This is a genomic window from Bradyrhizobium sp. SK17, from assembly GCF_002831585.1.
Lineage (GTDB): Bacteria > Pseudomonadota > Alphaproteobacteria > Rhizobiales > Xanthobacteraceae > Bradyrhizobium.
Map to the genome: position 1 here is coordinate 1,138,297 of NZ_CP025113.1, position 25,149 is coordinate 1,163,445.

Genomic DNA, 25,149 nt, shown 5'->3' on the forward strand with positions numbered 1-25,149 from the left:
TTTCTTCACGCGAACCGGTATCCACTTCGCTCGAAAACGCTCTAGCGGCGATAGTTTAGGATATTTTTCAACGTGATCGGTCGGTCGCTCCATTTCGGCTCGCGCGCGCGGCGGGCCATGCATGACATTCTCGGCGGCAGCGCCGCCAGCGTGCTCGGCATCACCTTCGGCCTGTCCTATGCGCTGCTGATCTTCGCCGGGCCATTGGCGCCCTATCTGTCATATGGCGTCGCGGCGACGTTCATCTCCTCGGCGGTGCTCGCGACCTTCATTGCCTTCGGCAGCTCACTGCCTTTCGCGGTCGCCGGCCCGGACACATCAACGTCTGCGGTGACGGGAATCCTGATGGCCACGCTGGTCGAACGCATCGGCAGCGCCGACCCGACCGCGCCGCTGCTGTCGCCGGTGCTGATCACGCTGGGACTCTCGACCATCGTCACGGGCATCGTGCTGTGCTGTCTCGGGCTGACGCGGCTGGGCCGCGCCATTCGCTACGTGCCCTACCCCGTGGTCGGTGGATTCCTCGGGGCGACCGGCCTGCTGATCGTGCTGGGCGCGATCAGGGTGATCACCGGTTACCCGGTCCAGCTCAGCACCCTGCACCGCTTCACGAACATGATCACGATCTCCGAACTGAGCGCCGCCTGCGCGATGGCGCTGGTGCTGTATCTGACCTGGCATCGCTCGCGCACCCCGTTCGGCCTGCCGATCATCCTGGTCGGCGGCGTGATCGTGGCGCATCTCACCTTCTGGATCATCGGCATTACGCCCGAGGAAGCTCACCTGACCGGCTGGACCCTCGAGCCGCCACCGGCATCGACTTTCATGCTGCCGTGGCACACCGCCGAGCTTATGCATTATCCGTGGTCGGCGGTGCCGGACCTGCTCGGCAATCTGATCGCCGTGGTGTTCGTCACAGCGGCGAGCACGCTGTTCAACACCACCGGCATCGAGGTCGCGGTGCATCGCGAGGCCAATCTCGAACGCGAGCTCAACATCACCGGCTTCGCCAATATCGTGACCGGCGCGCTGGCCGGCTATGCCGGCTGCATCTCGGTCAGCCGTTCGATCCTGAATTTCTCCAGCGGCGGGCGAGGCCCGCTGTCCGGGCTGACGGTTGCCGCGATCTCGCTGCTGATGCTGGCCCTGGCGCCGCAGCTGCTCGGCTACATGCCGAAGTTCGTGCTCGGCGGGCTCCTGATCTATCTCGGCGCCGACCAGTTGCACAAATGGATGATCGAATCGCGCAAGCGGCTGTCGCAGACCGAGTATCTTTCGCTGCTGGCGATCGTCGCCATCATCGTGACCTGGGGCTTCGTGCCCGGCATCCTGATCGGAATCATCATCGGCTGCGCGACCTTTGCGCTCAGCGCGGCGCGGGTCGAGGCGATCAAGTTCGGCTTCGACGGTGCCGAATACCGCAGCTCGCTCGATCGCTCGCGCGACGATCAGGACGTGCTGCTGGCGCATGGCGGCAAGATCCAGGGCTTGACCTTGCAGAGCTATCTGTTCTTCGGCTCCGCCAACCGGCTCTATCAGCACGTCAAGACCCTGCTGGCCGCGCGGCCGGAGTGCCGCTATCTGCTGTTCGATTTCAAGCTCGTCACCGGCATCGATTCCTCGGCGGCCTACAGTTTCGCGCAGATCAAGCGCAGCGCGCATGACGTCGGCGTCGAGCTGGTGCTGGTGCATCTGGCGGCGAAGGCCGAGCAGGTGTTGCGCTCCGGCGACTTCATCACCGAGGGCGTGACCGTGATCGACGAGCTCGATCGCGCGCTGGAATGGTGCGAGAACCAGATCATCGCCCAGCACCAGGAACTCGCACAGGAGGAGGCCGATTTGCGCGGCTGGTTCACCGGGATGCTGGGCAGCGAGGACGACGCCGATACGTTGATCCGGCGTTGTCAGCGCATCGAGGTCGACACCGGCGAGATCATCGTACACGCCGGCGACGCCGCCGATTCCATGCACTTCATCCTCGACGGTCGCGTCGGCATCATGGTGCCGGCCGAGGACGGCCGCACCACGCGGGTGCGCAGCCTCGGCCGCTATACCACGATCGGCGAGATGGGCCTGGTCTCGCAGGTCCCGCGCAGCGCGACCATCCAGGCCGAGATGGCGAGCGTGCTCTACGTGCTCAACACGCACCAGTTCGCCGCGATCCGCGACGAGGACCCCGAGCTCAGCCACAAGCTCCTGACCTATTTCGTATCCGTGATCGCGGAGCGGCTGAGCTTCGCCAACCGCACCATCGCGGTGCTGCGGCGCTAGTACGCGAGCCGGATTTCGCGTTACGTCTCCAAGCTGCGAAGATACCGTTGAGCTACAGCAGCCCCCGGCTTGCGCTCGCCGCGAGTTCGTCCATCAGCGCCTTGTCCTCATAGCGCGCGAGCGACAGGCTGCGGGCGAATGCCGGCGCCGGCGCACCGACGACGGCACGGGCGCAGAGATCGCCGGTGGCGCAGGCGCCCATCGTGCCGTAACCCGACAAGGCAGCGGCGAGGAACACGCCCGGCGTCTTGGCAGCCCCGATCAGCGGCCAGTTTTCCTTCGTCATCGGATAGTAGCCGCCATAGTGCACGCGGTCGCGCGGCAGCGCGCCGAGATAATGCTTGAGCCGCGGTTGCAGCCGGCTCGCCGCGCGCAGCACCACCTCAGGAAAGTATGGGTTCAGCTCCGGCTCGCGGACCGGCTCGGTCGTCGTCTCGTCATTGAACGCCCAGCCGAGCTTGATCCACTCGCCGTGATCGCCGCCGTCGGGCCGGCAATGGATGCTGCCCGGCATCGGCGCCAGCAGGCGCGCGAATTCCGGCGCCGCTACGAGCGCCTCGCGCTCGTCATCGGACCACGCCAGCGTCTGGCCGTCGAGATCGATCGCAAACGGCATCCTGCGATCGACCGCGCGGTTGCGATCGGCGAACGCGATCTTCTGTTGCAGCACGTTGACGATCGGCAGCGTTTCGCCATGCATCGCCGCGACATGCGCCGCGAACGGACCGGCGGCATTGACGATGATATCGGTCTTGATGGTCTGTCGCGCACCATCGGTCACCACATCGACGGCGAAGCGATCGGTCTTCGCGATGCCGACCACCCTCCCCTGCTGGAACCGTGCACCCAGCGGCCGCATGGTTTCCAGCATGTACTGGCCGAGCTGCTGGCCGCTGATGTCGCCGGCACGACGGATATGCAGCGCAGTCGCGACCTCCCGGTCGAAGGTCGGGTAATGCGCCTGGATCAGGTCGCGGCCGAGCAGGACGTCGACGCCGTCGGGCGCGCTCTGCCAGTCGGCCGAATGCGGCGGCAAGTAGCCGCGGCCTGAACCTTCATGCAGGCGGATCAGCTGCGCGGCCTGCGCGCCGTAGCCGGCGTGGAGTTGCTGCAACAGCTCGTCCGGCGTTTCTTCACGCGTGACCAGAAGGTAGCCACGCCGCGTCATGTGGAGGCGGTTGTCGCTGCGGCGCGCGATCTCCTCCATCAGGTCGGTGGAATGGTTGGTGAAATCGGCCATCGTCGGATGCGGCCACCAATTGCGATAATTCTCGCCCGATTGCGCCGAGGTCAGCGCCATCGGCTGACCTTCATCGACGATCAACAGACGCGCGCGCTTGTGCTCGACCGCGAGGTAATAGGCCGTGGCGATCCCGACGATGCCGGCACCGATCACCAGGATTTCGACGTCATTGGTCTTCACATGCAGTCTCCGGTCGGCCCGCAGCGGAGCCGGCAATGGTTCGTGATGTCTCGATATCGATCAGACCGGGGCAGCATCCCGCAACGCCTGGCGTTGTGCCGAGCGCAACGTCTTCTGCGTCTCCTCGATATGCTCGCGCAGCAGGCGGACGGCTTTCTTGGCCTCGCCGTCGCGGCAGAGTTCGAGCAGCCGGTAGTGGTCGCGCTGCGGACGCTCCTTGCCGGTGGCCTGCGACACCAGCGCCCGCGTGAAGCGGCCGACATGGCCGTAATTCGCCTCGATCATGCCGAGCAGCCGCGGGCGATTGCACGGCGCGTAGAGCGCGGCGTGGAATTTCCAGTTGAAGGCGCCCCATTGCGCCGGATCTGGCTCCGCGTCATAGGCCCGGAGGATTTTCGTCGCCTCATCGAGATCGATCTCGGTCATGTCGGGTATCGCCAGGCGCAATGCATGGCATTCGAGCGCGATGCGGATCTCGAGCAGCTCGATCACCTCGTCGATCGAGAGGTCGGAGACGACCGCGCCGCGGTTGGGCAGGAAGGTGACGAAACCCTCCGCCTCGAGCTGGCGCAATGCCTCACGCACCGGGATCCGGCTGGTGCCGAACCGCGTGGCCAGTTCGTCCTGGCGCAGCTGCGATCCGGGCGCGAGCTCGCCCGAGCTGATCGCGGCCCGCAGCGCCTCCCGCACGGCGTCCGGCGCGGAACCGTGGGGTCCGGCCCCTCGGTGGCTGGCGGCGGCTGCGTGCTCCATCCGGATTCTCTCGTGCTGATACGCCCGAGCGGAATATCCGACCGGGCCAAGATTGTATAAAATTACTTTCTTGATTATGCAATGCTGTGTATAAAATCTTGACCTATCGTATCCAATCCCGCCGACAGCCGCGAATCATGATGCATCGAGCCACCAAGCGATTGATTTTCCTAATCTTTCTTGCGGCAACGTCTGCCCCGGCACACGCCCAATCACCCGGCGGCACGCTTGCCAAGATCCGCGACAGCGGCGAGATCCGGCTCGGGCATCGCGACGTCTCGATCCCGTTCTCCTATCTCGACGACAACCAGAAGCCGGTCGGCTTCGCCATGGACCTCTGTGCGCGGATCGTCGACGCGGTGAAGCGCGAACTCAAGCTGCCCGGGTTGCAGACCAGGCTGCAGCCGATCCAGCTTTCGACCCAGATTCCGCTGATCGAGAACGGCACCATCGACATCGTTTGCGGTCCCGCCACCAACACGCTGGAGCGGCAGAAGGTGGTCGCCTTCAGCAACACGATCTTCGTGTCGAGCATCCGCGCCGTGGTCGCCAAGGACGCGCCGATCAGGCGCTTCGAGGATCTCGGCGACCGGCCGGTCGCGCTGACCTCGGGCTCGACCTCGATCGGCTTGCTCGGCGCGCGCGCCCAGGAGAAGCACTTCCAGACCAGGAATATCCTGACCCCAGATCATGCCGCCTCGTTCCTCGCGCTGACCACCGGGCGCAGCGAGGCCTTCGTGATGGATGATATCCTGCTGGCGAGCCTGATCGCGGGCAGCCCGAACCCGTCCGACTGGCGCATCATCGACGACAGCCTGCGCACCGAGCCCTACGGGCTGATCATCCGCAAGGGCGATCCGGAATTCAAGGCGCTGGTCGACAACGCGCTCGCCGCCATGATGGCAAGCGGCGAATTCCAGGAGCTCTACGCCAAATGGTTCACGCGGCCGATCCCGCCGAAGAACGTGAACCTGAATTTCCCGATGACCCCGCCGCTGAAGGATGCGGTGGCCAATCCGAACGACAAGGGCGTGTGAGACAGCAAAAGCCCGGCCCTGAATCTATCAGGGCCGGGCTTGAGCGGAGATGACATGAGCCGCGGCTCAGACGCCGGCCATCATCACGTATTTGATCTCGACATATTCATCCATGCCGTGGCGCGAGCCTTCGCGGCCGAGGCCCGATTCCTTGACGCCGCCGAACGGTGCGACCTCGGTCGTGATCAGGCCGGAATTGACGCCGACCATGCCCGACTCCAGCGCTTCCGCGACGCGCCAGACCCGGCCGATGTCGCGCGAATAGAAGTAGGAGGCGAGACCGAACGGCGAGGCGTTGCACATCGCGATCACGTCGGCCTCGTCCTTGAAGCGGATCACCGGCGCGAGCGGACCGAAGGTCTCTTCGTGTGCCACCAGCGCGTCGGGGCGAACGTCGGACAGCACCGTGGGCTCGAAGAAGCTGCGACCGAGCGCGGAGCGCTTGCCGCCGGTCACGATCTTGGCGCCGCCCTTCACGGCGTCGGCGATGTGGCGCTCGACCTTCTCGATCGCCTCCATGTTGATCAGCGGCCCCTGGGTCACGCCGGATTCCGTGCCGTCGCCGATCTTCATCTCGGCGACCTTCTTCGACAGCTTCTGCACGAACTGGTCGTAGATCTTGTCCTGGGCATAGAGACGGTTGGCGCAGACGCAGGTCTGGCCCATGTTGCGATACTTCGAGACGATGGCGCCTTCGACCGCGGCATCGATATCGGCATCGTCGAACACCACGAACGGCGCGTTGCCGCCGAGCTCGAGGCCGAGCTTCTTCACGCCGACCGAGGCTTGCCTGTACAGGATCTTGCCGACCTCGGTCGAGCCGGTGAAGCCGACGAAGCGCACCGCCGGATGCTCGCACAGCACCTTGCCGATCGGCGGCGCGTCGCCGGTGATGATGTTGAACACGCCCTTCGGCACGCCAGCCTTCTCGGCCAGCGCGGCGAGCGCCAGCGCCGACAGCGGCGTCTCGTTGGCGGGCTTCAGCACGACGGTGCAGCCGGCCGCCAGGGCCGGCGACACCTTGCGGGTGATCATCGAGTTCGGGAAATTCCACGGCGTGATGGCGCCGCAGACGCCGACCGGCTGCCGGATCGCGAGCAGGCGCGCATCGGCGCGCTGGGTCGGAATGGTTTCGCCATAGACCCGGCGCGCTTCCTCCGCGAAGAACTCGACATAGGCGGCACCGATATCGACTTCGCCGAGCGCTTCCGCGAGCGGCTTGCCCTGCTCGGAGGTCAGGATCAGCGCGAGATCCTCGCGGTTGGCGATGATCAGGTCGAACCATTTGCGCAGGATGTTGGAACGCTGCTTGGCGGTCAGCTTGGCCCAGGCCGGAAATGCGCGCTCGGCGGCCTCGACGGCCTTGGTCGCGTCGTCACCACTCAACTGCGGGATCTTGATCAGCTCGGCGCCATTGGCCGGATTGTTGACCGCGAATTCGGGCGTACCGACCCAGGCGCCGTCGATGTAGCAGCGGTCGCGCAGCAGCGACGGATCCTTCAGACGATCGTGGAGGGCGGATGCTGCGGCTTGCGCGGCGCGTGCGGCGACGGGTGGGGTCATGGCGTTACTCCTCGAAGGTCTTGAATGTCCCGGGGGGTCTTGGCCGCCTATATAAGCGGAAAGCCACTGCGATGCACTGGCGGCCAGCGCGACCCTGCTTGGACACAAACGCGACGCCGTTGCGGAAGATGATCGCTCCGGGATGGTCCGGAATTGCCAGATCTCAGTTGTGCAACGGCGCATCTGAGGGTTCGGCGCCGCGCATCGTCCCGGAAGACGGTCCTCGCGTCAGATCGCGCCGCCCGACATGTAGGTTTCACGGCGCCCGATCATGCGTTCCGCGGCAGCCTTGGCATCCGCCTTGGTCGAGGTCGCGCAGGTCCGGTATTCGAGGTCGGCCTGTGCCCTGGCGTCTCGGCGGCCGAACCAGGATTTGGTACCGGTCTGCAACAGCGCGAGCGCCTGTGCGACATTGTCGACCGCCTCGAACGAGTGCAGCGCGCCGGTACCCGCGTAGCGGACCTCGTAGAGGCCCGGGCAGATCGGCGCCTCGATGTTCTCGCCGCGGCCGGGCCGCGGATAGCGCTTCCATTCACTCCATGTCGAAATCATCGCTGCGTCCCGCAACCCGAAAAATGACGATCGTTTTCGTCAAATCATCCCAATTCGCCGCACCGTTTGTGCAGCGATCTGAATGCGTTAATGCAAAAAATCAGGCTCGAAAATCAATTCCTCGATCACGTTACCGTGGCCGCGCCCGGGGATCACCGGGACTTGCGCCACATCCACCACAAAATCTGTGCGCGTGGTGAATGCCGGTTGAGCGAGACCGCTCCTGCCGGCCCGGCTTTCACGACATCGCGACATCATCGCATCGCATGGCCGCCTTGCGGGACCCGAAAAGCGGGAGGATGATCCCGGCACTTTCAAAATAATAAACCCATCGGAGGAAGCCCCAATGCAGAGCAAGGCTCAGATCGATCAGGTATTGCGTCAGAAGAGCGACGCAAAGGAGATTCCCGGGGTCGTCGCGATTGCGGCCACCGGCAAGGACGTCATCTACGAGGGCGCGTTCGGCAAGCGCGACCTCTCCAAGAGCGATCCCATGACCGCCGACAGCGTGTTCTGGATCGCCTCGATGACCAAGGCGGTGACGTCAGCGGGCGCGATGCAGCTCGTCGAGCAAGGCAAGCTCTCGCTCGATGAGCCGATCGGCAAGCTGTTGCCCGACCTCGCCGCGGCGCAGGTGCTCGACGGCTTCGACGCCAAGGGCGAACCGAAGCTGCGGCCGGCGAAGAAGCCGATCACGCTGCGCCGGCTCATGACCCACACCGCCGGCTTCGCCTACGACATGTGGGACGCCGACCTCGGCAAATACATGGAAAAGACCGGCACGCCCGGCATCATCACCTGCCTGAATGCCGCGCTGAAGACGCCGATCATGACCGATCCCGGCACGCGCTGGGAATACGGCATCAATATCGATTTCGTCGGCAAGGCGGTGGAAGCCGCTTCCGGCAAGAAGCTCGATGCCTATCTGCGCGAGCACATGTTCGCACCGCTCGGCATGAACGAGACCGGCTTCAAGATTTCGGACGACATGCGCAAGCGGCTGGTCGGTATGCATGCGCGCGGCGAGGACGGCGCACTGGCCGCAATCCCGTTCGAGCTCGAACAAAACCCTGAATTCCACATGGGTGGCGGCGGCCTCTATTCGACCGCGGCCGACTACCTCAAGTTCTGCCAGATGATCCTCAACAAGGGCAAAGGCAACGGCAACCAGGTGCTGAAGGCCGAGACCGTCGCGACGATGGGGCAGAACCACATCGGCGAGCTCAACGTCGAGAAGATGCCGACCGCGGCGCCGATGTACACCAACGACGTCGATCTCTATCCGGACCAGGTGAAGAAGTGGGGGCTGAGCTTCCTGATCAACACCGCCAAGACGCCGGAAGGCCGCAGCCCCGGCAGCCTCGCCTGGGCGGGCCTTGCCAACACCTATTACTGGATCGATCCGTCGCGCGACGTCTGCGGCGTGATCCTGACCCAGTTGTTGCCGTTCGCCGACAAGCACAGCCTGGAGGCTTTTGCGGGCTTCGAGAAGGGCATCTATGCCGGGCTCGATGCCGGCAGTGGGCAACGGGCAGCCTGAGGTTCGAAACATCGAACGTCAGAACGACCGCTCCACCAACTCGTCATGCCCGGCCTCGTGCCGGGCATCCACGTCTTTGCCTCTCCGCGAGGAAGACGTGGATGGCCGGGACAACAAGCCCGGCCATGACGGGTGTTGGGGCGCGACGCTTTTCATACCCGCCATAGGTCGGGCCTGTCCTGCCCGCGTCAAACGACTAAGATCGCGCAAAAAAGCGCGGCGACACGAACACGATCACGAGGAGGACGAGCTTGGCACCCGAGATTCTGGCACCCAAGATCCTGGCAGACAGCTATGTATGCGGCATTTCCGATACGCCGCTGCTCGGTGAAACCATCGGCCGTAGCCTCGACCGCGCGCGGGCGCGCTGGGGCAAGCGCGAGGCGCTGGTCTCGCCGAGCCACAACGTGCGCTGGACCTGGAACGAATTCGCCGAGCGCGTCGAGGCGACGGCCGCGGGCTTCCTCGCGCTCGGGCTGCAACGCGGCGAGCGGATCGGCATCTGGTCATTGAACCGGCCGGAATGGACGCTGACGCAATTCGCAGCTGCAAAAGCCGGACTGATCCTCGTCACCATCAATCCCGCCTATCGCCTGAGCGAGCTCGAATTCGCACTCGGCAAGGTCGGCTGCGCCGCGATCGTGACCGCGACCGCGTTCAAGACCTCGGCCTATATGGAGATGCTGAACACGCTGCTGCCCGAGCTCGCAAGCGCCACGCCGGGCCAACTGCGCTCGGCGCGGCTGCCGCAATTGCGCGCCGTGATCCAGATCGGCGGCCCGGCGGCGCCGGGCACCATTCCGTTCGACACGATCGCGCAGATGGGCGGAGAACGCCATCGCGAGCAACTCGCGGCGCTCGGCGCGAGCCTGCAATTCGACGACCCCGTCAACATCCAGTTCACCAGCGGCACGACGGGTTCTCCGAAGGGCGTGACGCTGACCCACCACAACATCCTCAACAACGGCTACTTCACCGGCCGCGCCATGCGGCTGACCGAGCAGGATCGCATCTGCATTCCGGTGCCGCTCTATCACTGCTTCGGCATGGTGATGGGCAACCTCGCCTCGGTCACGCTCGGCACCACCATGGTCTATCCCGGCGAAGGCTTCGATCCGCTAGCGACGCTGACCACCGTCGCGCAGGAGAAATGCACGACGTTGTACGGCGTGCCGACCATGTTCATCGCCGAGCTCGATCATCCGGAGTTTTCGCGCTTCGATCTCTCCTCGCTGCGCACCGGCATCATGGCCGGCGCCCCCTGCCCGATCGAGGTGATGAAGCGCGTCAACACCGAGATGAACATGGATGAGGTCACGATCGCCTACGGCATGACCGAGACCAGCCCGGTGAGCTTCCAGAGCGCGACCGACGATCCCCTGGAGCGCCGCGTCTCCACGGTCGGCCGCATCCATCCGCATGTCGAGGTCAAGGTGGTCGATCTCGACGGCAAGGTGGTGCCGCGCGGCGAACGCGGCGAGCTCTGCACCCGCGGCTACAGCGTCATGCTTGGCTATTGGGACGAGACGGAGAAAACAGGCGAGGTGCTCGACGCCAATGGCTGGATGCACACCGGCGATCTCGCCGTGATCGACGACGAGGGCTACTGCAACATCGTCGGCCGCATCAAGGACCTGGTGATCCGCGGCGGCGAGAACCTGTATCCGCGGGAGATCGAGGAATTCCTCTACCGCCATCCGAAGATCCAGGACGTGCAGATCTTCGGCGTCGCCGACCAGCGCTATGGCGAGGAGCTGTGCGCCTGGGTTCGCGTGCGGTCGGGCGAAACCCTCACCGCCGACGAGGTGCGCGCCTTCTGCCAGGGCCAGATCGCCCACAACAAGATCCCGCGCTATGTCGAGTTCGTCGAGGAATTCCCGATGACGGTGACCGGCAAGATCCAGAAATTCGTGATGCGCGACGCGGTCGAGCAGCGGCTCGGATTGAAGGCAGCGAAGACGGCGTGAGGGCGTTCTTCTCCCTCTCCGGCTTGCCGGCCGTCATTCCGGGGCTCGCGAAGCGAGAACCCGGAATCCATTGCTCCACGCATGATCCGGCCCGATGGATTCCGGGCTCTCGCCTTCGGCGAGTCCCGGAATGACGAGGGTGGAGCGATGTTCTATCGCTACTGCTCCATCGCAGGGGAGGTTGAAGAAGGCCAGGGCCGCCCTAAACCAGCAGCCCCTTCGCCTTCGCCAGCTCCTTCAGCGACACCAGCGGCCGGGCGCCGATGTGCTGGATCACCTCGGCGGCGGCGAGCGCGCCGAGACGGCCGGCATTCTCATGACCGACATTGCGCACGAGCCCGACCAGGAAGCCGGCAGCGAACAGGTCGCCGGCGCCTGTGGTGTCGACCAGTCTGTCGATCGGATAGGCCGGCGCCGCTACGACGCCATCTCCCGAGATCACGACGCAGCCCTTCTCGCTGCGGGTGACGACGCCGAGCCTGGTGTCCTTGCCGAACTGCTTCAGCGCGGTGTCGAAATCCGAGGTCTGGTACAGCGAATGCAGCTCGGACTCGTTTGAGAACACCAGGTCGACCGTGCCCTTGCGCATCAGGTCGAGGAATTCGTCGCGGTAGCGATCGACGCAGAACGAATCCGACAGCGTCAGTGCGACCTGACGGCCGGCGCCATGCGCGATATCGGCCGCCTTCACGAAGGCGTCCTTGGCGTTCTTCGGATCCCAGAGATAGCCTTCGAGATAGATGATGCTGGCGGCGGCGATCTGGGCCGGATCGATATCGTCGGGCGTCAGGTCCTGCGCGGCACCGAGATAGGTGTTCATGGTGCGCTCGCCGTCCGGCGTCACCAGGATGTAGGAGCAGCCGGTGGCCGGACCGGTCGTCGCCGGCGCGGTTTCGAAGGTGACGCCGGCGGCGCGGATGTCATGGGTGTAGAGCTTGCCGATCTGGTCGTCCTTGACCTTGCCGACATAGGCGGCGCGGGCGCCGAGATTGCCGACGCCGACGATGGTGTTGGCGGCCGAGCCGCCCGATATCTCGGTGGCGGTGCCCATGTCGCTGTAGATCGCGGTGGCGCGCGCCTCGTCGATCAGCTGCATCGAGCCTTTCGTCATGCCGTGACGGGCAAGGAATGCCTCGTCGGTCTGCACCAGCACGTCGAAGATCGCGTTGCCGATCCCGAGAACGTCATATTTTGCGTCAGCCATAGACCTGCCCTGTGTTAACGCCATCCAACAAGAGCCGCGACCTATCACGTTACGGCTTGGGGCAGCAAGCCGCCGTCAGTTCCGTCATCCTGAAGTGCGAGCCTTGCGGCGCAATTGCGTCGCTGGGCGAGCCTCGAAGGATGCACGGCCCCGCTGGTGGCCGTCGACCCTTCGAGACGCGCTTCGCGCTCCTCAGGGTGACGGGTTTAGTAGAGTGCCGCTGGCGGCAAGGCGGGCTGCTGCTATACAGACCCGATGTTCCGCTCCTTCCTCACGGTCTCCTCGGGAACGCTGGCCTCGCGGCTGCTCGGTTTCGTGCGCGATTCCGTGATCGCGGCGCTGCTTGGCGCGGGCCCGGTGGCGGATGCCTTCCTGGCGGCGTTTCAGCTTGTGAACGTGGTGCGGCGGCTGCTGGCCGAGGGCGGCTTGAACGCCGCGCTGGTGCCGGCGTGGCTGAAGGCGCGCGATGCGGACGGCATCGACGCGGCAACCGCCTTCGCCGGCCGCGTGCTCGGCACCGTCAGCGCCGCCGTGATCGCGGCCGCGCTGGTGATCGGCGTGCTGATGCCGCTGGTGATCGCGGCGATCGCGCCCGGCTTTGTCGGCCGCGACACGCTGCAATTCGCCGTCGACGATGCAAGGCTGATGCTGCCCTATCTCGCCTTCGCCGGCCCGGTCACCGTGATGATGGCGCTGCTCAATGCGCAGGGGCGCTTTGCCCTGACGGCGTTCTCGCCGCTGCTGTTCAACATCGCACTGATAGCGGTGATGGCCGTGCTGCTGGCGCGGCAGCAGGACCCGGTACAGGCCGCGCTGGTCATGGCGGCCACCATCGGCGTCGCCGGATTCCTGCAACTGTCGATGCTGGCGCTGCGCGGGGCGAAGCTCGCCGCGCCGCTGCGCGTCTCGTTCGATCCGCAGATGCGCGGCTTTCTCGGTCGCGCGGTGCCCGGCATGGTCGCAAGCAGCGCGCCGCAATGGCTGATGGTTGCCGGCGCCGTGATCGCCTCCACTTCGCCGTCGGCGGTGTCCTGGCTCTATTTCGCCAACCGCCTGCTCGAACTGCCGCTCGGCATCGTCGGCGTCGCCATGGGCACGGTGCTGATCCCGGAGATGACCCGCGCCGTGCGCGGCGGCGAACACACGGCGATCGCGCATGCGGAATCGCGCGGCCTCGAGCTCGCGGTCGGACTGGCGCTGCCGGCGACGCTCGGGCTGATGGTGCTGAGCGGACCGATCGTGCGAATGCTGTTCGAGCACGGCGCGTTCACCGCGGAGGATACCGCCGCAACCGCGCAGGCCCTGATCTGGCTGACGCTCGCACTGCCGGCGCATGTGCTGGTGAAGGCGCTGTCTCCGGCATTCTTCGCGCGCGAGGACACCCTGACGCCACTGTTTGCGACGCTGAAGGCCATCGTGGTGACGATCGCGGCCGGCTTCCTGTTCGGCCATCTGTTCGGCGCGAGCGGAATTGCCGCCGGGATCGCACTCGGCGCCTGGAGCAATGCGCTGGCGCTGATCCGCAAGGGCGCCGCGACGTTCGGCTTCTCGATCGATGCCGCGGCCCGGCGCCGACTGCCGCGTATCCTGGCGGCAGCGCTCGCGATGGGCGCCTTGCTGTGGCTCGCAGAGGGTGCGCTACCGGCCGCGGGCAGCCACGGTCTGGCGCATGCGGTCTCGCTGCTCGTCCTGATCGCGGCTGGGATTGCGGCTTACGGCCTGTTCCTACAGCTTTTCGGCGTCACCGGGTGGCGCGAGGCGGTTAACGCCGTCAGGCAAAGGCGCGCCGCCTGACTTGCGCGCGCGGAGCTTAAGTGGCAAACGACCCCGCAAAAGCGATCTTTTCCGGGAATCGAGACCATGGCGTTCGTTGAACGGGTTTTCTCAGGCGTCCAGCCGACGGGCAATCTGCACCTCGGCAACTATCTCGGCGCCATCGTCAACTTCGTGAAGATGCAGCAGACCCATAACTGCATCTATTGCGTCGTCGACATGCACGCGATCACGCAGGGTGTCGACGTCTGGGGCGGCCCGGCCGAGCTCGCGCGCAACACCCGCGAGGTGACCGCGGCGTTCATCGCCGCCGGCATCGATCCGAAGAAGCACATCGTGTTCAACCAGAGCCAGGTCGCCGGCCATGCCGAGCTGACCTGGATCTTCAACTGCGTCGCCCGGGTCGGCTGGCTCAGCCGGATGACCCAGTTCAAGGAGAAGGCCGGCAAGGACCGCGAGAACGCCTCGGTTGGTCTCTACGACTATCCGGTGCTGATGGCCGCCGACATCCTGTTGTACCGCGCCACCCATGTGCCGGTCGGCGAGGACCAGAAGCAGCATCTCGAACTGTCCCGCGACATCGCGCAGAAGTTCAACAACGATTTCGGCGATTCGATCCGCGGCCAGGGCTTCAATGAAGGGCTGTATTTTCCGATGCCGGAGCCGTTCATCACGGGACCGGCGACCCGGGTGATGAGCCTGCGCGACGGCACCAAGAAGATGTCGAAGTCGGACGCGTCGGACAATTCGCGCATCAACCTCACCGACGACGCCGAGACCATCGCGCAGAAGATTCGCCGGGCCAAGACCGATCCGGAGCCGCTGCCGTCCGAGGAAAAGGGCCTGGAGCCGCGCCCCGAGGCCGACAACCTGGTCGGCATCTATGCCGCGCTCGCAGACGTCACCAAGCAGGACGTGCTCAACCAGTTCGGCGGCGGCCAGTTCTCCACCTTCAAGAACGCGCTGGTCGAGCTCTGCGTCGCGAAGCTGGCGCCGATCGCCGGCGAGATGAAGCGGCTGGTTGCCGATCCCGGCCATGTCGATGCGATCCTGGCCGACGGCGCCAACCGCGCACGGATCATCGCCGACGAGACCATGCGCACCACCAAGGACATCGTCGGCTTCATCCGGCCGCGCTGACGCGCAAGCCAGGAACTGCGCGCTCCCTCTCCCAAACGGCGAGGGAGTGTGGCAGCATGGGTTGGTTTGGCCAGCACCGGGACATGCATGACCACCCAGCGACGCAGCTACGAGACGGGCCACAAGCCCAAATGCCTTGTCATCGTCGATGACACCGCGGAATGGGACCGCGCGGTCTATTACGCCAGCCGATGGGCGATCCGGGTCGGCGGCGGCGTCCTGATGCTGCGGGTGATCGAGACCGAGGACCAGAACCAGCAATGGCTCGGGGTCGCCGACATCATGCGCGCCGAGGCCGAGGAGGCCGCCAATGAGGCGCTCGACCGCGCCGCCGGCCGCGCCAACGGGATCGCCGCGATCACCCCGGAGCGGGTGATTCGCGAGGGCGACCCGACCGAGCAGATCCTCGACGTGATCGACAAGGACGTCGACATCGCGATGCTGGTGCTGGCGGCCAATCCGGGCGCCGAGGGCCCCGGGCCGATCATCACCACCATGGCCAAGACCATGGGCGCGTTCCCGATTCCGGTGACCATCGTGCCCGGCGGCCTGACCGACGCCGAGATCGACGCGCTGTCCTAGAGGAATATTCACAACCGTCGTCATGGCCGGGCTTGTCCCGGCCATCCACGTTCTTTCGCGTAGGCGGCAGCAAAGACGTGGATGCCCGGCACAAGGCCGGGCATGACGAGGATGCGAGGCCAGCCCTCCTCCAGCTATTCAGAATCGGCCATAAGGGACCTGGAACCGCGGTTTTGCGGCTTGATCGGCGGCTTTTTAGTTGCCATTTGGTAGGGGAACCCAACGCGCCGGCCTTGAACCGGCGACGCCGGAGACAGCAAATGTTCATTCAGACCGAAGCCACCCCCAATCCCGCCACCCTGAAATTCATCCCGGGCCGTACGGTGCTCGACAGCGGGACCATAGAATTCTCGTCCGCCGAATCGGCCGCGCGCTCGCCGCTCGCCGAACGGCTGTTCGCCGTGCCCGGCGTCACCGGCGTGTTCTATGGCGCCGATTTCGTCACCGTGACCAAAGCGGATGGCGACTGGCAGCACCTCAAGCCCGCGATCCTCGGCGCCATCATGGAGCACTACATGTCCGGCGCGCCGCTGCTCGCCGACGGCACCGCTGGCAGCGACGACGCGCGCGACGAGGAAGACGAGTTCTTCGACGAGGCCGATGCCGAGACGGTCGAGCAGATCAAGGACCTGATCGAGACCCGGGTGCGGCCGGCGGTTGCCAATGACGGCGGCGACATCACCTTCCGCGGCTTCAAGGACGGCATCGTCTATCTCAACATGAAGGGCTCCTGCGCCGGTTGCCCGTCATCGACCGCGACCTTGCAGCACGGCATCCAGAACCTGCTCCGGCACTTCGTGCCCGACGTGCAGGAAGTGCGGCCGATGTGATGGAGAGGCGAATAGTGATTGGCGAATGGCGAATAGGGATCCGCCCTGATCGTCCATTCGCTATTCGCCACTCGCCATTCGCCCCTTCATGATCATTCTCGCCATCGATACCGCGCTCGACGCCAGCTCCGCGGCGGTGCTCGACACCGACACCGGCAACACGCTTGCGATCGAATCGCAGACCATGCAGCGCGGTCATGCCGAAGCCCTGATGCCGCTGATCGGGCGCGTGATGAAGGCAAGCGGCATCGGCTTCACCACGCTCGACCGCATCGCGGTCACCACCGGCCCCGGCAGTTTCACGGGATTGCGCGTCGGCCTCTCGGCAGCGCGCGGCATCGCGCTGGCAGCCGCGAAGCCGATCGTCGGGCTGTCGACGCTCGCCGCCTATGCCGCGCCGCTGGTCGCGGAGAATGGCGCGCATACGATCCTGTCGGCGATCGATGCGCGGCATGATCACGTCTATTTCCAATTGGTGGGCGGCGACGGCGGCCCGATGCTCAAGCCGAAGGTGGCCCCGATCTCGGAAGCACTCGAGGCCGCGCAATTCGGCGCGCTGCACCTGGTCGGCAACGCCGCGAATATTCTCGCCGAACGCTGGCCTGCCGACGCGACGCCGCCGGTGAAGGTCGATCGACAACCGGCGCCCGACATCGCCTGGGTCGCCTGGGTCGGTGCGGCGATCGATCCCGACACCGCGCCGCCGCGGCCGTTCTATCTGCGCGCACCCGATGCGAAGCCGCCAAAGGACCGGCTCGAAATCAGCGCGCCGCCATCGACATGATCGGCTGGTTGTCACGATGGTGGGGCGGCGGACCGTCCGCAGTCGAGCCCGCATCGTTGCGCGACGCTGCGCGGCTCGCGCAACTGCACGGCGCCTCGTTCCATCGTGGCTGGGGCGAAGGCGAATTCGAAACGATGCTGACCGAGCGCAACACGCTGGTGCACCGGTTGCGCCAGGGCCGCAGGGTGATCGGCTTCGCGGTGTCGCGGATGGCCGCGGACGAGGCGGAAATCCTCTCGATTGCGATCGATTCCAATCAGCGCGGACGCGGCCTGTCGCGCGACCTGCTGCTGACCCATCTCGGCCATCTGGCCGGCCGCGGCATCCGCACCATCTTCCTCGAGGTGGAAGAGAATAATCAGCCGGCGCGACGGCTCTATGAAAGGGCCGGATTCGGCGTGATCGGCCGCCGCGAGCGCTACTACAAGCAGCCCGGTGGGGAACATTTGAACGCGCTTCTGATGCGGCGCGACTTGTCGTAACATCGGCGCGGTGGCAGAACAGCGCCCTGCTCCGCCACCCGAAGCCAAGAACTCGGCAAGGACCCATGACGACGGTGAAAATCCCGCCTGCGCAGAAGAATACCGGCATCGAGGCGCGCTGCGCCGCGACCGGCATGCGCATGACCGAACAGCGCCGCGTGATCGCGCGGGTGCTGGCGGAAGCCATGGATCATCCCGACGTCGAGGAGCTCTACCGCCGCTGCGTGGCGGTCGACGACAAGATCTCGATCTCGACGGTCTATCGCACCGTCAAGCTGTTCGAGGATGCGGGGATCATCGAGCGTCACGATTTCCGCGAAGGCCGCGCGCGCTACGAGCAGATGCCGGAGAGCCATCACGACCATCTGATCAACCTGCGCGACGGCAAGGTGATCGAGTTCACCTCCGAGGAGATCGAGAAGTTGCAGGCCGAGATCGCGCGCAAGCTCGGCTACAAGCTGGTCGATCACCGTCTCGAGCTGTATTGCGTCCCGCTCGACGAAGACGGCAAATCGTAGACGCGCGCACGCGGCGCAATCAGCTTCGCGCGCAAAGGAACGCATCACCGAACCATGGGCTTTGATCTCGTCATCTTCGATTGCGACGGCGTGCTGGTCGACAGCGAGGTGATCTCCTGTCGCGCGCATGCGGAAACGCTGACGCGGCACGGCTTTCCGATCACGCCGGACGGCGTGCTGAAGCGTTTCCTCGGCGTATCCGACCGCGAGGCGCGGCGGATCGTCGAGAGCGAGATCGGCCGCGCACTGCCCGACGGCTTCGAGGCCGAGGTCAAGCACGCGACGCTGAGCTTCTATGCCAACGACCTCAGCGCGATCGCGCATGTCGGCGATGCCATCGCCGCGCTCGGCTTGCCGAAATGCGTGGCCTCCAGCGGCACGCCGGAGAAGATCCATCATGGACTGACCTGCGCCGGGCTGTACGACCAGCTCGCGCCGCATATTTTCTCTGCCACCCAGGTCAAGCGCGGCAAGCCGGCACCCGATCTGTTCCTGTTCGCGGCCGCCCGGATGGGCGCCAAACCTGAGCGCTGCGTCGTGATCGAGGACAGCGTGGCCGGCGTCACCGGCGCCCGCGCCGCCGGCATGACCGTGCTCGGTTTCTACGGCGGCAGCCATTGCACGGGGGAACACGAGGCGACGTTGCGCGGGGCCGGCGCGGCCGAGACATTCGCCGATATGCGCCAATTGCCCGATTTGATCGCCCGGCTGAGCCAAAAACACGGCTCGATCGCTGGATTTTCGCCGGTTTAGGCTATATTTGAGCCCCGGCGCCCGGATGGCGCCGTTTGCATTTTTCGCTCTCAGGGTTCCATGACGACGCCGCGCAAGCTGCACATCAAGTCCTATGGCTGCCAGATGAATGTCTACGATGCGCAACGCATGGTGGACACGCTGGCCGGCGAGGGCTTTGTCGAGACCGCGAGCGTCGAAGACGCCGATCTCGTGATCCTCAACACCTGTCACATCCGCGAGAAGGCATCGGAGAAGGTCTATTCCGAACTCGGGCGGCTCCGCGTCGCCAAGGACGAGGCTGCGCGGGCGGGCCGCGAGATGAAGATCGCAGTCGCCGGCTGCGTTGCGCAGGCCGAAGGCGCCGAGATCATCAACCGCGCCCCGACCGTCGACATCGTGGTCGGGCCGCAGAGCTATCATCATCTGCCCGAGCTGCTGAAGCGCGCCAAGGAAACCGGCCGCGCGCTCGAAACCGAATTCCCGGTCGAGGACAAGTTCGGCTTCCTGCCGCAGCCGAAGCCGGATGCGATCCGCGCCCGCGGCATCTCCGCCTTCGTCACGGTGCAGGAAGGTTGCGACAAGTTCTGCACCTTCTGCGTGGTGCCCTATACGCGCGGTGCCGAGGTGTCGCGTCCGGTCGCCAGGATCATCGACGACGTCATGCAGCTCGCCGACAACGGCGTGCGCGAGTTCACGCTGATCGGACAGAACGTCAACGCCTATCACGGCGAAGGCCCCGACGGCCGCGTCTGGTCGCTCGGCAGATTGTTGCAGCGGCTCGCGGAGATTCCCGGCGTGATGCGGCTGCGCTATTCGACCAGCCATCCGCGCGACGTCGACGACGACCTGATCGCGGCGCATCGCGATTTGCCCGAGCTGATGCCGTTCGTGCACCTGCCGGTGCAATCGGGATCGGACCGGATTCTCGCCGCCATGAACCGCAAGCATACCGCCGATGACTACCGGCGGGTCATCGACCGGTTTCGCGCTGCGCGGCAAGACATTGCTTTTTCATCGGATTTTATCGTGGGCTTTCCCGGGGAGACGAGCGAAGAATTTTCCGCCACTCTCGCGCTTGTCACGCAAATCGGGTACGCTGCGGCGTATTCGTTCAAATATTCGCCACGGCCAGGCACGCCGGCGGCGGAGATGCGGGAGACGGTGTCAGCGGCAGAGATGGACGAGCGCTTGGGGCGGCTTCAGGAACTGATCGACAGCCAGCAATCGGCCTTCAACCGGGCTGCGATCGGCACGACGGTGGAAGTGCTGTTCGAGCGCGCCGCGCGCAATCCCGGCCAGATCGTCGGCCGCACCGCCTATCTTCAGCCAGCGCATGTCATGGCCTCGCCCGACATCATCGGCCAGGTCCGCTCCGTGAGGATCGACAGCCTCGAACGCTACAGCCTGATCGGCGAGCTGGCGACGCCGGCAGCGCCCGGCCTCATTTCGCAGACCATTGGAGCCTGAAATCCTTGCCCAAAAGCGCATCGGATTCGCCTTCGCTCGCTCCCAGCCGCAAACCAGACCGCGACATGCAAATGCCACCTGAGACCCGGCCCCCTGAAACTCAGGTCGTCATCGATTTCGACGACAACCGCGCCGCATCCGCGCTGGTCGGCCCCTACGGACAGAATCTGGCGCTGATCGAGCGGCGGCTCGGCGTCGTGGTCGATTCGCGCGGCAATCATCTCACCATCGCGGGCTCCCGCGACGGCTGCGACGCCGCGCGGCGCGTGCTCGAGACGCTTTATGCGCAGGCCGTCGAAGGCCACGATCTCGATCAGGGCGAAGTCGAAGGCGCGATCCGCGCCGTGATCGCGCAAGGCTCGCTGTTCGAGTTCGACAACAAGACCGCGAAGCCGACCTTCGAGACCATCAACCTGCGCAAGCGTCCGGTGCGCGCCCGCACCGCGGCGCAGGATTCCTACATCCGCGCGCTGAAGCGGCACGAGCTGGTGTTCGGCATCGGCCCGGCCGGCACCGGCAAGACCTGGCTTGCGGTCGCCCATGCGGCGCAGCTGTTCGAGCGCAAGGAAGTCGATCGCATCATCCTGACGCGGCCGGCGGTCGAGGCCGGCGAGCGGCTCGGCTTCCTGCCCGGCGACCTCAAGGAGAAAGTCGATCCGTATCTGCGCCCGATCTACGATGCGCTGTACGATCTGATGGATGCCCGCGTCGTCGAGCGCGCGCTGCAAGGCAACGAGATCGAGATCGCGCCGCTCGCCTTCATGCGCGGCCGTACCCTGACCAATGCGGCCATCATCCTCGACGAGGCACAGAACACCACGTCGATGCAGATGAAGATGTTCCTGACGCGTCTCGGCGAGAACAGCCGGATGATCGTCACCGGCGATCCCTCGCAGGTCGACCTGCCGCACGGCCAGGCCTCGGGCCTCGCTGAAGCCGTCAAGCTGCTCGACGGCGTCGAGGGCATCGCGCAGGTGCACTTCAAGGCCGAGGACGTCATCCGCCATGAGCTGGTGGCGCGCATCGTGGCCGCCTATGAGGGATTGCCGCAAAAGCCGGCAAAGGCCAGATCTTGAGCCCAATAGCTTCGGCCGCGAGCCCGCGCGATGCGGGTTCCGGCCATAACGCAGATTTTGAAACGAAGGTGTCAGCTTTTCCTGCAACCGAGGTTCTCGTCACCGCCGAATGCTGGCAGGCCGAGCCCAATGCCGACGCGGTGATTCATCGCGCCATCGAGGCTGCCGCCGAAATCGCCGATGCCGATGTCGCCGGCGCCGAGCTTGCGGTGATGCTGACCGACGACGCCGGCATCCGCACCCTCAACGCCAATTGGCGCAGCATCGACAAGCCGACCAACGTGCTGTCGTTTCCGGCGCTGCAACCGGAAGGTCCAGGCGGACCCGACGATGCCCCGCGCATGCTCGGCGACATCGCGATCGCCTACGAGACGACGCGGCGGGAGGCCGATGACGAACAGAAACCGTTCGACCATCATTTGAGCCATCTTGCGGTGCACGGCTTCCTGCATCTGATCGGCTATGACCACGAGAATGACGACGATGCCGAGGACATGGAAAACCTCGAGCGCGAGATCCTGTCCTCCCTCGGCATTCCCGACCCCTATGCGGATCGGATCGCCTGACATGCCGGATTCCGAACCGACCCACGACAACCCGCGCAACGTGAGCAACCTGCCTGCCGTGGTGCATGACGGCGAGGTGCAGCGCCCGGCGGCCGAGGGCTGGCTGGTGCGCGCGATCCGCACATTGTTCGGCTGGAAGGCCGGCTCGGTGCGCGACGATTTGCAGGTGGTGCTCGACGCCTCGACGCCCGACGACGTCGGCTTCTCGGCGATCGAACGCACCATGCTGCGCAACATCCTGTCGCTCAACGAGCGGCGGATCGCCGACGTCATGATTCACCGCGCCGACATCGTCGCGGTCAAGCGCGACATTCCGCTCGGCGAATTGATGAGCCTGTTCGAGAGCGCGGCGCATTCGCGGCTCGTCGTCTACAACGAAACCCTCGACGATCCCGAGGGCATGGTGCACATCCGCGACCTGCTCGCCTTCATGACCGCGAAGGCGCGCGTCACCGACGCGACCAAGACCAAGCGCAAGAAGCCTTTTCCTGCCGGCCTCGACCTGCGCAGCGTCGATCTCGCGCTGCCGCTGGCGGACGCCAACATCATCCGCAAGCTGCTCTACATCCCGCCGTCGATGCGCGCGATCGACCTGTTGGCGCAGATGCAGGCCTCGCGCATCCATCTCGCGCTGGTGGTCGACGAATATGGCGGCACCGACGGGCTGGTGTCGATCGAGGATATCGTCGAGCAGATCGTCGGCGAGATCGACGACGAGCATGATTCCGACGAGCCGCCGTCGATCGTTCGGCAGGCGGACAACTCCTTTCTCGCCGACGCCCGCGCCAGCCTCGACGACGTCCGTTCGGTGATCGGCGATGACTTCGTGATCGGCGACGCCGGCGAGGAGGTCGAGACGCTGGGCGGCTACCTCGTGTCGTTCGTCGGCCGCCTGCCGGTGCGCGGCGAGGTGATTTCGGGCCCCGGGAATTACGAGGTCGAGGTGCTCGACGCCGATCCGCGGCGGGTCAAGCGCGTGCGGATCACCGCGCGCAAGGAGCGCCCGGCGCCGCGCAAGGAGCGCGAACGGCGCCGCGAGCAGACGCCGGACTCCGGCAACCCGCAGGCCAACGACAATTCACCGCCGCCCGGCGAAGGAGCCGGTCCGCAGTGAAGCTCTCCGACAAGCTCCGATCGATCGGCCTTGCCGTCATCCTGACCTGGGGATGGAAGCGCGCGGTGCTCGCGCTCGCGGCCGGCGCATTGTCTTCGCTGGCGATGGCGCCGTTCAACGCCTGGCCGGTGCTGTTCCTCACCTTCTCCATCGCGGTCTGGCTGATCGACGGCGCGGCGGCCGGGCGCTGGCGCGGCGCACCCGCGGCGGCGATGTCGGGCTTCTGGTTCGGCCTCGGCTATTTCGTGCCGGGACTGTACTGGATCGGCTACGCCTTCTTCGTCGATGCCGACACCTTCGCCTGGCTGACGCCGTTCGCGGTGCTCGGCCTGCCCGCCTATCTCGCATTGTTCACTGCCTTCGGCTTCGCGCTGGCGCGGCTGATCTGGCCGCGCGACGCCTCGCGCGTGCTGGCGCTTGCGGTCAGCCTCACGATTTCAGAATGGCTGCGCGGCCATCTCTTGAGCGGCTTCCCGTGGAATGCGTTCGGCTACGCGCTGACCGAACCGCTGGCGTTGGCACAAACTGCATCGCTGATCGGGCTATGGGGCATGACGTTCCTGGCGGTTGCGATCTTCGCAAGCCCGGCCGTGCTGATCGACGGCGCATCGCGCGGCCGCAAGCCATGGCGCGCACCGGCGACCGCGGTGCTGGTTCTGGCGGCGATGCTGGCGTTTGGCGCGGTCCGCCTGTCGCAGGCGCCGACCAGGATGGTCGATGGCGTCAAGCTGCGCATCATGCAGCCGGATCTGCAACAGGACGCCAAGTTCAACTACTCCGCCAAGGCGGCGGTGATGCAGAAATATCTCACATTGTCGGATCGGGCCTCGGGACCGCACTCCACCGGTGTGAGCGACTCAACCATCCTGATCTGGCCGGAATCCGCGTTTCCGTTCTTCCTGACGCGCGAAGCCGATGCGATGGCGCAGATCGCCGCGCTGCTGCCGAAAGGAACCGTGCTGATCACCGGCTCGGTGCGCGCGCCCGATCTGCCGCCCAATGTGCGCGTCACGCGCGCCTATAATTCCATCTACGTGATCGACCATGACGGCAGCGTGCTCGCGGTCTACGACAAGCTGCACCTTGTCCCATTTGGAGAATATCTGCCGTTCCAGGACTGGATGGAGAAGCTCGGCTTCGTGCAGCTCACCAAGGTGCAGGGCGGCTTCATTCCCGGCACGATCCGCCGCACGCTCGATATTCCGAATGCACCGCGCGCATTGCCCTTGATCTGCTATGAGGCGATCTTTCCCGGCAATGTGGTGAGCCGCGACGACCGTCCCGGCTGGATCATCAACGTCACCAATGACGGCTGGTTCGGAATCTCGACCGGCCCCTATCAGCATCTGCAACAGGCCCGGCTGCGCTCGATCGAAGAAGGCCTGCCGCTGGTGCGCGCCGCAAATACGGGCGTCTCGGCGGTCATCGACCCGCTCGGGCGAATCGTCGCACGACTCGGACTCGGAATCGAAGGCGTGCTCGATGCCGGCCTGCCGGCAGCGCTGCCGCCGACGATCTACGCGCGTGTCGGGAACATCCCCGCCGCTGTAATTGTGTTAGTTGCCCTCGCAATCGTATTGCGGAGACGTTTTGTCAGGCGAAAAGCCTGATCCTGTATATCGCCGGTTGTCGCCGAACCCGAAAAAACGTCGAAATTCGCCTCAGTGCGATTCCACCAGTTGACAGATCGACCGTGCGCTTCGCATTGTACGGCTCCACGCGAAATCACAAGTCCCGTCAGCCCCTTTGCGCAAATTGTCCGCATTTCGTCC

22 protein-coding genes are annotated in these 25,149 nt (G+C 65.5%); 17 read left to right on the top strand and 5 right to left on the bottom strand.

What is annotated here, in order from left to right:
* Nucleotides 1-117 precede the first annotated feature (117 nt).
* Nucleotides 118-2,271 (top strand): SulP family inorganic anion transporter, encoded by a 2,154-nt coding sequence (locus tag CWS35_RS05255; protein ID WP_100956052.1) that lies wholly within the window; start codon nucleotides 118-120, stop codon nucleotides 2,269-2,271.
* Between the two features lie 52 nt (nucleotides 2,272-2,323).
* Here CWS35_RS05255 and CWS35_RS05260 read toward each other — a convergent pair whose 3' ends face one another.
* Together CWS35_RS05260 and CWS35_RS05265 are read right to left on the bottom strand one after the other, a co-directional pair.
* Entirely contained in the window at nucleotides 2,324-3,694 is a 1,371-nt protein-coding gene (locus CWS35_RS05260; RefSeq protein WP_100951151.1) for an FAD-binding oxidoreductase, read from the bottom strand.
* 60 nt (nucleotides 3,695-3,754) lie between these two features.
* A complete protein-coding gene (locus tag CWS35_RS05265; RefSeq protein ID WP_100951153.1) occupies nucleotides 3,755-4,447 on the bottom strand; it encodes a GntR family transcriptional regulator in 693 nt (230 codons plus the stop codon).
* 140 nt (nucleotides 4,448-4,587) lie between these two features.
* Between CWS35_RS05265 and CWS35_RS05270 the strand changes: the two genes are divergently transcribed.
* A complete protein-coding gene (locus CWS35_RS05270; RefSeq protein WP_100956054.1) occupies nucleotides 4,588-5,484 on the top strand; it encodes a transporter substrate-binding domain-containing protein in 897 nt (298 codons plus the stop codon).
* 66 nt (nucleotides 5,485-5,550) lie between these two features.
* On the opposite strand, the gene CWS35_RS05275 is transcribed toward CWS35_RS05270, so the two are convergent.
* Together CWS35_RS05275 and CWS35_RS05280 are read right to left on the bottom strand one after the other, a co-directional pair.
* Nucleotides 5,551-7,047: an NAD-dependent succinate-semialdehyde dehydrogenase gene (locus CWS35_RS05275; RefSeq protein ID WP_100951155.1), complete on the bottom strand. Its 1,497-nt coding sequence runs from the start codon at nucleotides 7,045-7,047 to the stop codon at nucleotides 5,551-5,553.
* A gap of 228 nt (nucleotides 7,048-7,275) precedes the next feature.
* Nucleotides 7,276-7,599, bottom strand: a complete 324-nt coding sequence (locus CWS35_RS05280) for a hypothetical protein (RefSeq protein WP_024584578.1) — start codon at nucleotides 7,597-7,599, stop codon at nucleotides 7,276-7,278.
* 346 nt (nucleotides 7,600-7,945) lie between these two features.
* Here CWS35_RS05280 and CWS35_RS05285 point away from each other — a divergent pair, with 346 nt between their 5' ends.
* The gene (locus CWS35_RS05285; RefSeq protein ID WP_100951157.1) at nucleotides 7,946-9,139 is read left to right on the top strand and encodes a serine hydrolase; all 1,194 of its coding nucleotides are present in this window, start codon (nucleotides 7,946-7,948) and stop codon (nucleotides 9,137-9,139) included.
* 266 nt (nucleotides 9,140-9,405) lie between these two features.
* The gene (locus CWS35_RS05290; RefSeq protein ID WP_100956056.1) at nucleotides 9,406-11,106 is read left to right on the top strand and encodes an AMP-binding protein; all 1,701 of its coding nucleotides are present in this window, start codon (nucleotides 9,406-9,408) and stop codon (nucleotides 11,104-11,106) included.
* Nucleotides 11,107-11,308: 202 nt separating this feature from the next.
* On the opposite strand, the gene CWS35_RS05295 is transcribed toward CWS35_RS05290, so the two are convergent.
* Entirely contained in the window at nucleotides 11,309-12,310 is a 1,002-nt protein-coding gene (locus tag CWS35_RS05295) for an adenosine kinase (RefSeq protein ID WP_024584581.1), read from the bottom strand.
* Nucleotides 12,311-12,565: 255 nt separating this feature from the next.
* Between CWS35_RS05295 and murJ the strand changes: the two genes are divergently transcribed.
* The 13 genes from murJ to lnt all read left to right on the top strand — a co-directional run bounded on the left by murJ (nucleotide 12,566) and on the right by lnt (nucleotide 24,987).
* Nucleotides 12,566-14,104: a murein biosynthesis integral membrane protein MurJ gene (gene murJ, locus CWS35_RS05300; protein WP_100951159.1), complete on the top strand. Its 1,539-nt coding sequence runs from the start codon at nucleotides 12,566-12,568 to the stop codon at nucleotides 14,102-14,104.
* Between the two features lie 66 nt (nucleotides 14,105-14,170).
* Complete coding sequence (gene trpS, locus CWS35_RS05305; protein WP_024584583.1) at nucleotides 14,171-15,223, top strand: tryptophan--tRNA ligase; 1,053 nt, start codon at nucleotides 14,171-14,173, stop codon at nucleotides 15,221-15,223.
* An 87-nt stretch (nucleotides 15,224-15,310) separates the two neighbouring features.
* Nucleotides 15,311-15,805 (top strand): universal stress protein, encoded by a 495-nt coding sequence (locus tag CWS35_RS05310; RefSeq protein WP_024584584.1) that lies wholly within the window; start codon nucleotides 15,311-15,313, stop codon nucleotides 15,803-15,805.
* Between the two features lie 260 nt (nucleotides 15,806-16,065).
* A complete protein-coding gene (locus CWS35_RS05315; protein ID WP_100951161.1) occupies nucleotides 16,066-16,635 on the top strand; it encodes a NifU family protein in 570 nt (189 codons plus the stop codon).
* A gap of 88 nt (nucleotides 16,636-16,723) precedes the next feature.
* Nucleotides 16,724-17,419, top strand: a complete 696-nt coding sequence (tsaB, locus tag CWS35_RS05320; protein ID WP_100951163.1) for a tRNA (adenosine(37)-N6)-threonylcarbamoyltransferase complex dimerization subunit type 1 TsaB — start codon at nucleotides 16,724-16,726, stop codon at nucleotides 17,417-17,419.
* Nucleotides 17,416-17,901, top strand: coding sequence for a ribosomal protein S18-alanine N-acetyltransferase (rimI, locus tag CWS35_RS05325; protein WP_024584587.1), 486 nt, complete (start codon nucleotides 17,416-17,418; stop codon nucleotides 17,899-17,901). The genes tsaB and rimI overlap by 4 nt, the downstream gene beginning before the upstream one ends.
* A gap of 65 nt (nucleotides 17,902-17,966) precedes the next feature.
* Nucleotides 17,967-18,419, top strand: coding sequence for a Fur family transcriptional regulator (locus tag CWS35_RS05330; protein ID WP_024584588.1), 453 nt, complete (start codon nucleotides 17,967-17,969; stop codon nucleotides 18,417-18,419).
* Nucleotides 18,420-18,473: 54 nt separating this feature from the next.
* The gene (locus tag CWS35_RS05335; RefSeq protein ID WP_100951165.1) at nucleotides 18,474-19,172 is read left to right on the top strand and encodes an HAD family hydrolase; all 699 of its coding nucleotides are present in this window, start codon (nucleotides 18,474-18,476) and stop codon (nucleotides 19,170-19,172) included.
* A gap of 60 nt (nucleotides 19,173-19,232) precedes the next feature.
* Nucleotides 19,233-20,621 carry a tRNA (N6-isopentenyl adenosine(37)-C2)-methylthiotransferase MiaB gene (gene miaB / locus CWS35_RS05340; RefSeq protein WP_100951167.1) on the top strand — a complete coding sequence of 463 codons (1,389 nt, stop codon included), beginning with the start codon at nucleotides 19,233-19,235 and terminating at the stop codon, nucleotides 20,619-20,621.
* A 5-nt stretch (nucleotides 20,622-20,626) separates the two neighbouring features.
* Nucleotides 20,627-21,697 (top strand): PhoH family protein, encoded by a 1,071-nt coding sequence (locus CWS35_RS05345; RefSeq protein WP_080890898.1) that lies wholly within the window; start codon nucleotides 20,627-20,629, stop codon nucleotides 21,695-21,697.
* A 68-nt stretch (nucleotides 21,698-21,765) separates the two neighbouring features.
* Entirely contained in the window at nucleotides 21,766-22,263 is a 498-nt protein-coding gene (gene ybeY / locus CWS35_RS05350; protein ID WP_100951169.1) for an rRNA maturation RNase YbeY, read from the top strand.
* Nucleotide 22,264: 1 nt separating this feature from the next.
* The gene (locus CWS35_RS05355; protein ID WP_024584593.1) at nucleotides 22,265-23,377 is read left to right on the top strand and encodes a hemolysin family protein; all 1,113 of its coding nucleotides are present in this window, start codon (nucleotides 22,265-22,267) and stop codon (nucleotides 23,375-23,377) included.
* Complete coding sequence (lnt, locus tag CWS35_RS05360) at nucleotides 23,374-24,987, top strand: apolipoprotein N-acyltransferase (protein WP_100951171.1); 1,614 nt, start codon at nucleotides 23,374-23,376, stop codon at nucleotides 24,985-24,987. Before CWS35_RS05355 ends, lnt begins: the two co-directional genes overlap by 4 nt.
* Nucleotides 24,988-25,149 lie beyond the last annotated feature (162 nt).

What these genes read in the sequence shown, in the direction of transcription:
- CWS35_RS05255 (WP_100956052.1), top strand. Translation starts at nt 118, where the DNA reads ATGCATGACATTCTCGGCGGCAGCGCCGCCAGCGTGCTCGGCATCACC.
- CWS35_RS05265 (WP_100951153.1), bottom strand. Translation starts at nt 4,447, where the DNA reads ATGGAGCACGCAGCCGCCGCCAGCCACCGAGGGGCCGGACCCCACGGT.
- CWS35_RS05270 (WP_100956054.1), top strand. Translation starts at nt 4,588, where the DNA reads ATGCATCGAGCCACCAAGCGATTGATTTTCCTAATCTTTCTTGCGGCA.
- CWS35_RS05275 (WP_100951155.1), bottom strand. Translation starts at nt 7,047, where the DNA reads ATGACCCCACCCGTCGCCGCACGCGCCGCGCAAGCCGCAGCATCCGCC.
- CWS35_RS05280 (WP_024584578.1), bottom strand. Translation starts at nt 7,599, where the DNA reads ATGATTTCGACATGGAGTGAATGGAAGCGCTATCCGCGGCCCGGCCGC.
- CWS35_RS05285 (WP_100951157.1), top strand. Translation starts at nt 7,946, where the DNA reads ATGCAGAGCAAGGCTCAGATCGATCAGGTATTGCGTCAGAAGAGCGAC.
- CWS35_RS05295 (WP_024584581.1), bottom strand. Translation starts at nt 12,310, where the DNA reads ATGGCTGACGCAAAATATGACGTTCTCGGGATCGGCAACGCGATCTTC.
- murJ (WP_100951159.1), top strand. Translation starts at nt 12,566, where the DNA reads ATGTTCCGCTCCTTCCTCACGGTCTCCTCGGGAACGCTGGCCTCGCGG.
- trpS (WP_024584583.1), top strand. Translation starts at nt 14,171, where the DNA reads ATGGCGTTCGTTGAACGGGTTTTCTCAGGCGTCCAGCCGACGGGCAAT.
- CWS35_RS05310 (WP_024584584.1), top strand. Translation starts at nt 15,311, where the DNA reads ATGACCACCCAGCGACGCAGCTACGAGACGGGCCACAAGCCCAAATGC.
- CWS35_RS05315 (WP_100951161.1), top strand. Translation starts at nt 16,066, where the DNA reads ATGTTCATTCAGACCGAAGCCACCCCCAATCCCGCCACCCTGAAATTC.
- tsaB (WP_100951163.1), top strand. Translation starts at nt 16,724, where the DNA reads ATGATCATTCTCGCCATCGATACCGCGCTCGACGCCAGCTCCGCGGCG.
- rimI (WP_024584587.1), top strand. Translation starts at nt 17,416, where the DNA reads ATGATCGGCTGGTTGTCACGATGGTGGGGCGGCGGACCGTCCGCAGTC.
- CWS35_RS05330 (WP_024584588.1), top strand. Translation starts at nt 17,967, where the DNA reads ATGACGACGGTGAAAATCCCGCCTGCGCAGAAGAATACCGGCATCGAG.
- CWS35_RS05335 (WP_100951165.1), top strand. Translation starts at nt 18,474, where the DNA reads ATGGGCTTTGATCTCGTCATCTTCGATTGCGACGGCGTGCTGGTCGAC.
- miaB (WP_100951167.1), top strand. Translation starts at nt 19,233, where the DNA reads ATGACGACGCCGCGCAAGCTGCACATCAAGTCCTATGGCTGCCAGATG.
- CWS35_RS05355 (WP_024584593.1), top strand. Translation starts at nt 22,265, where the DNA reads ATGCCGGATTCCGAACCGACCCACGACAACCCGCGCAACGTGAGCAAC.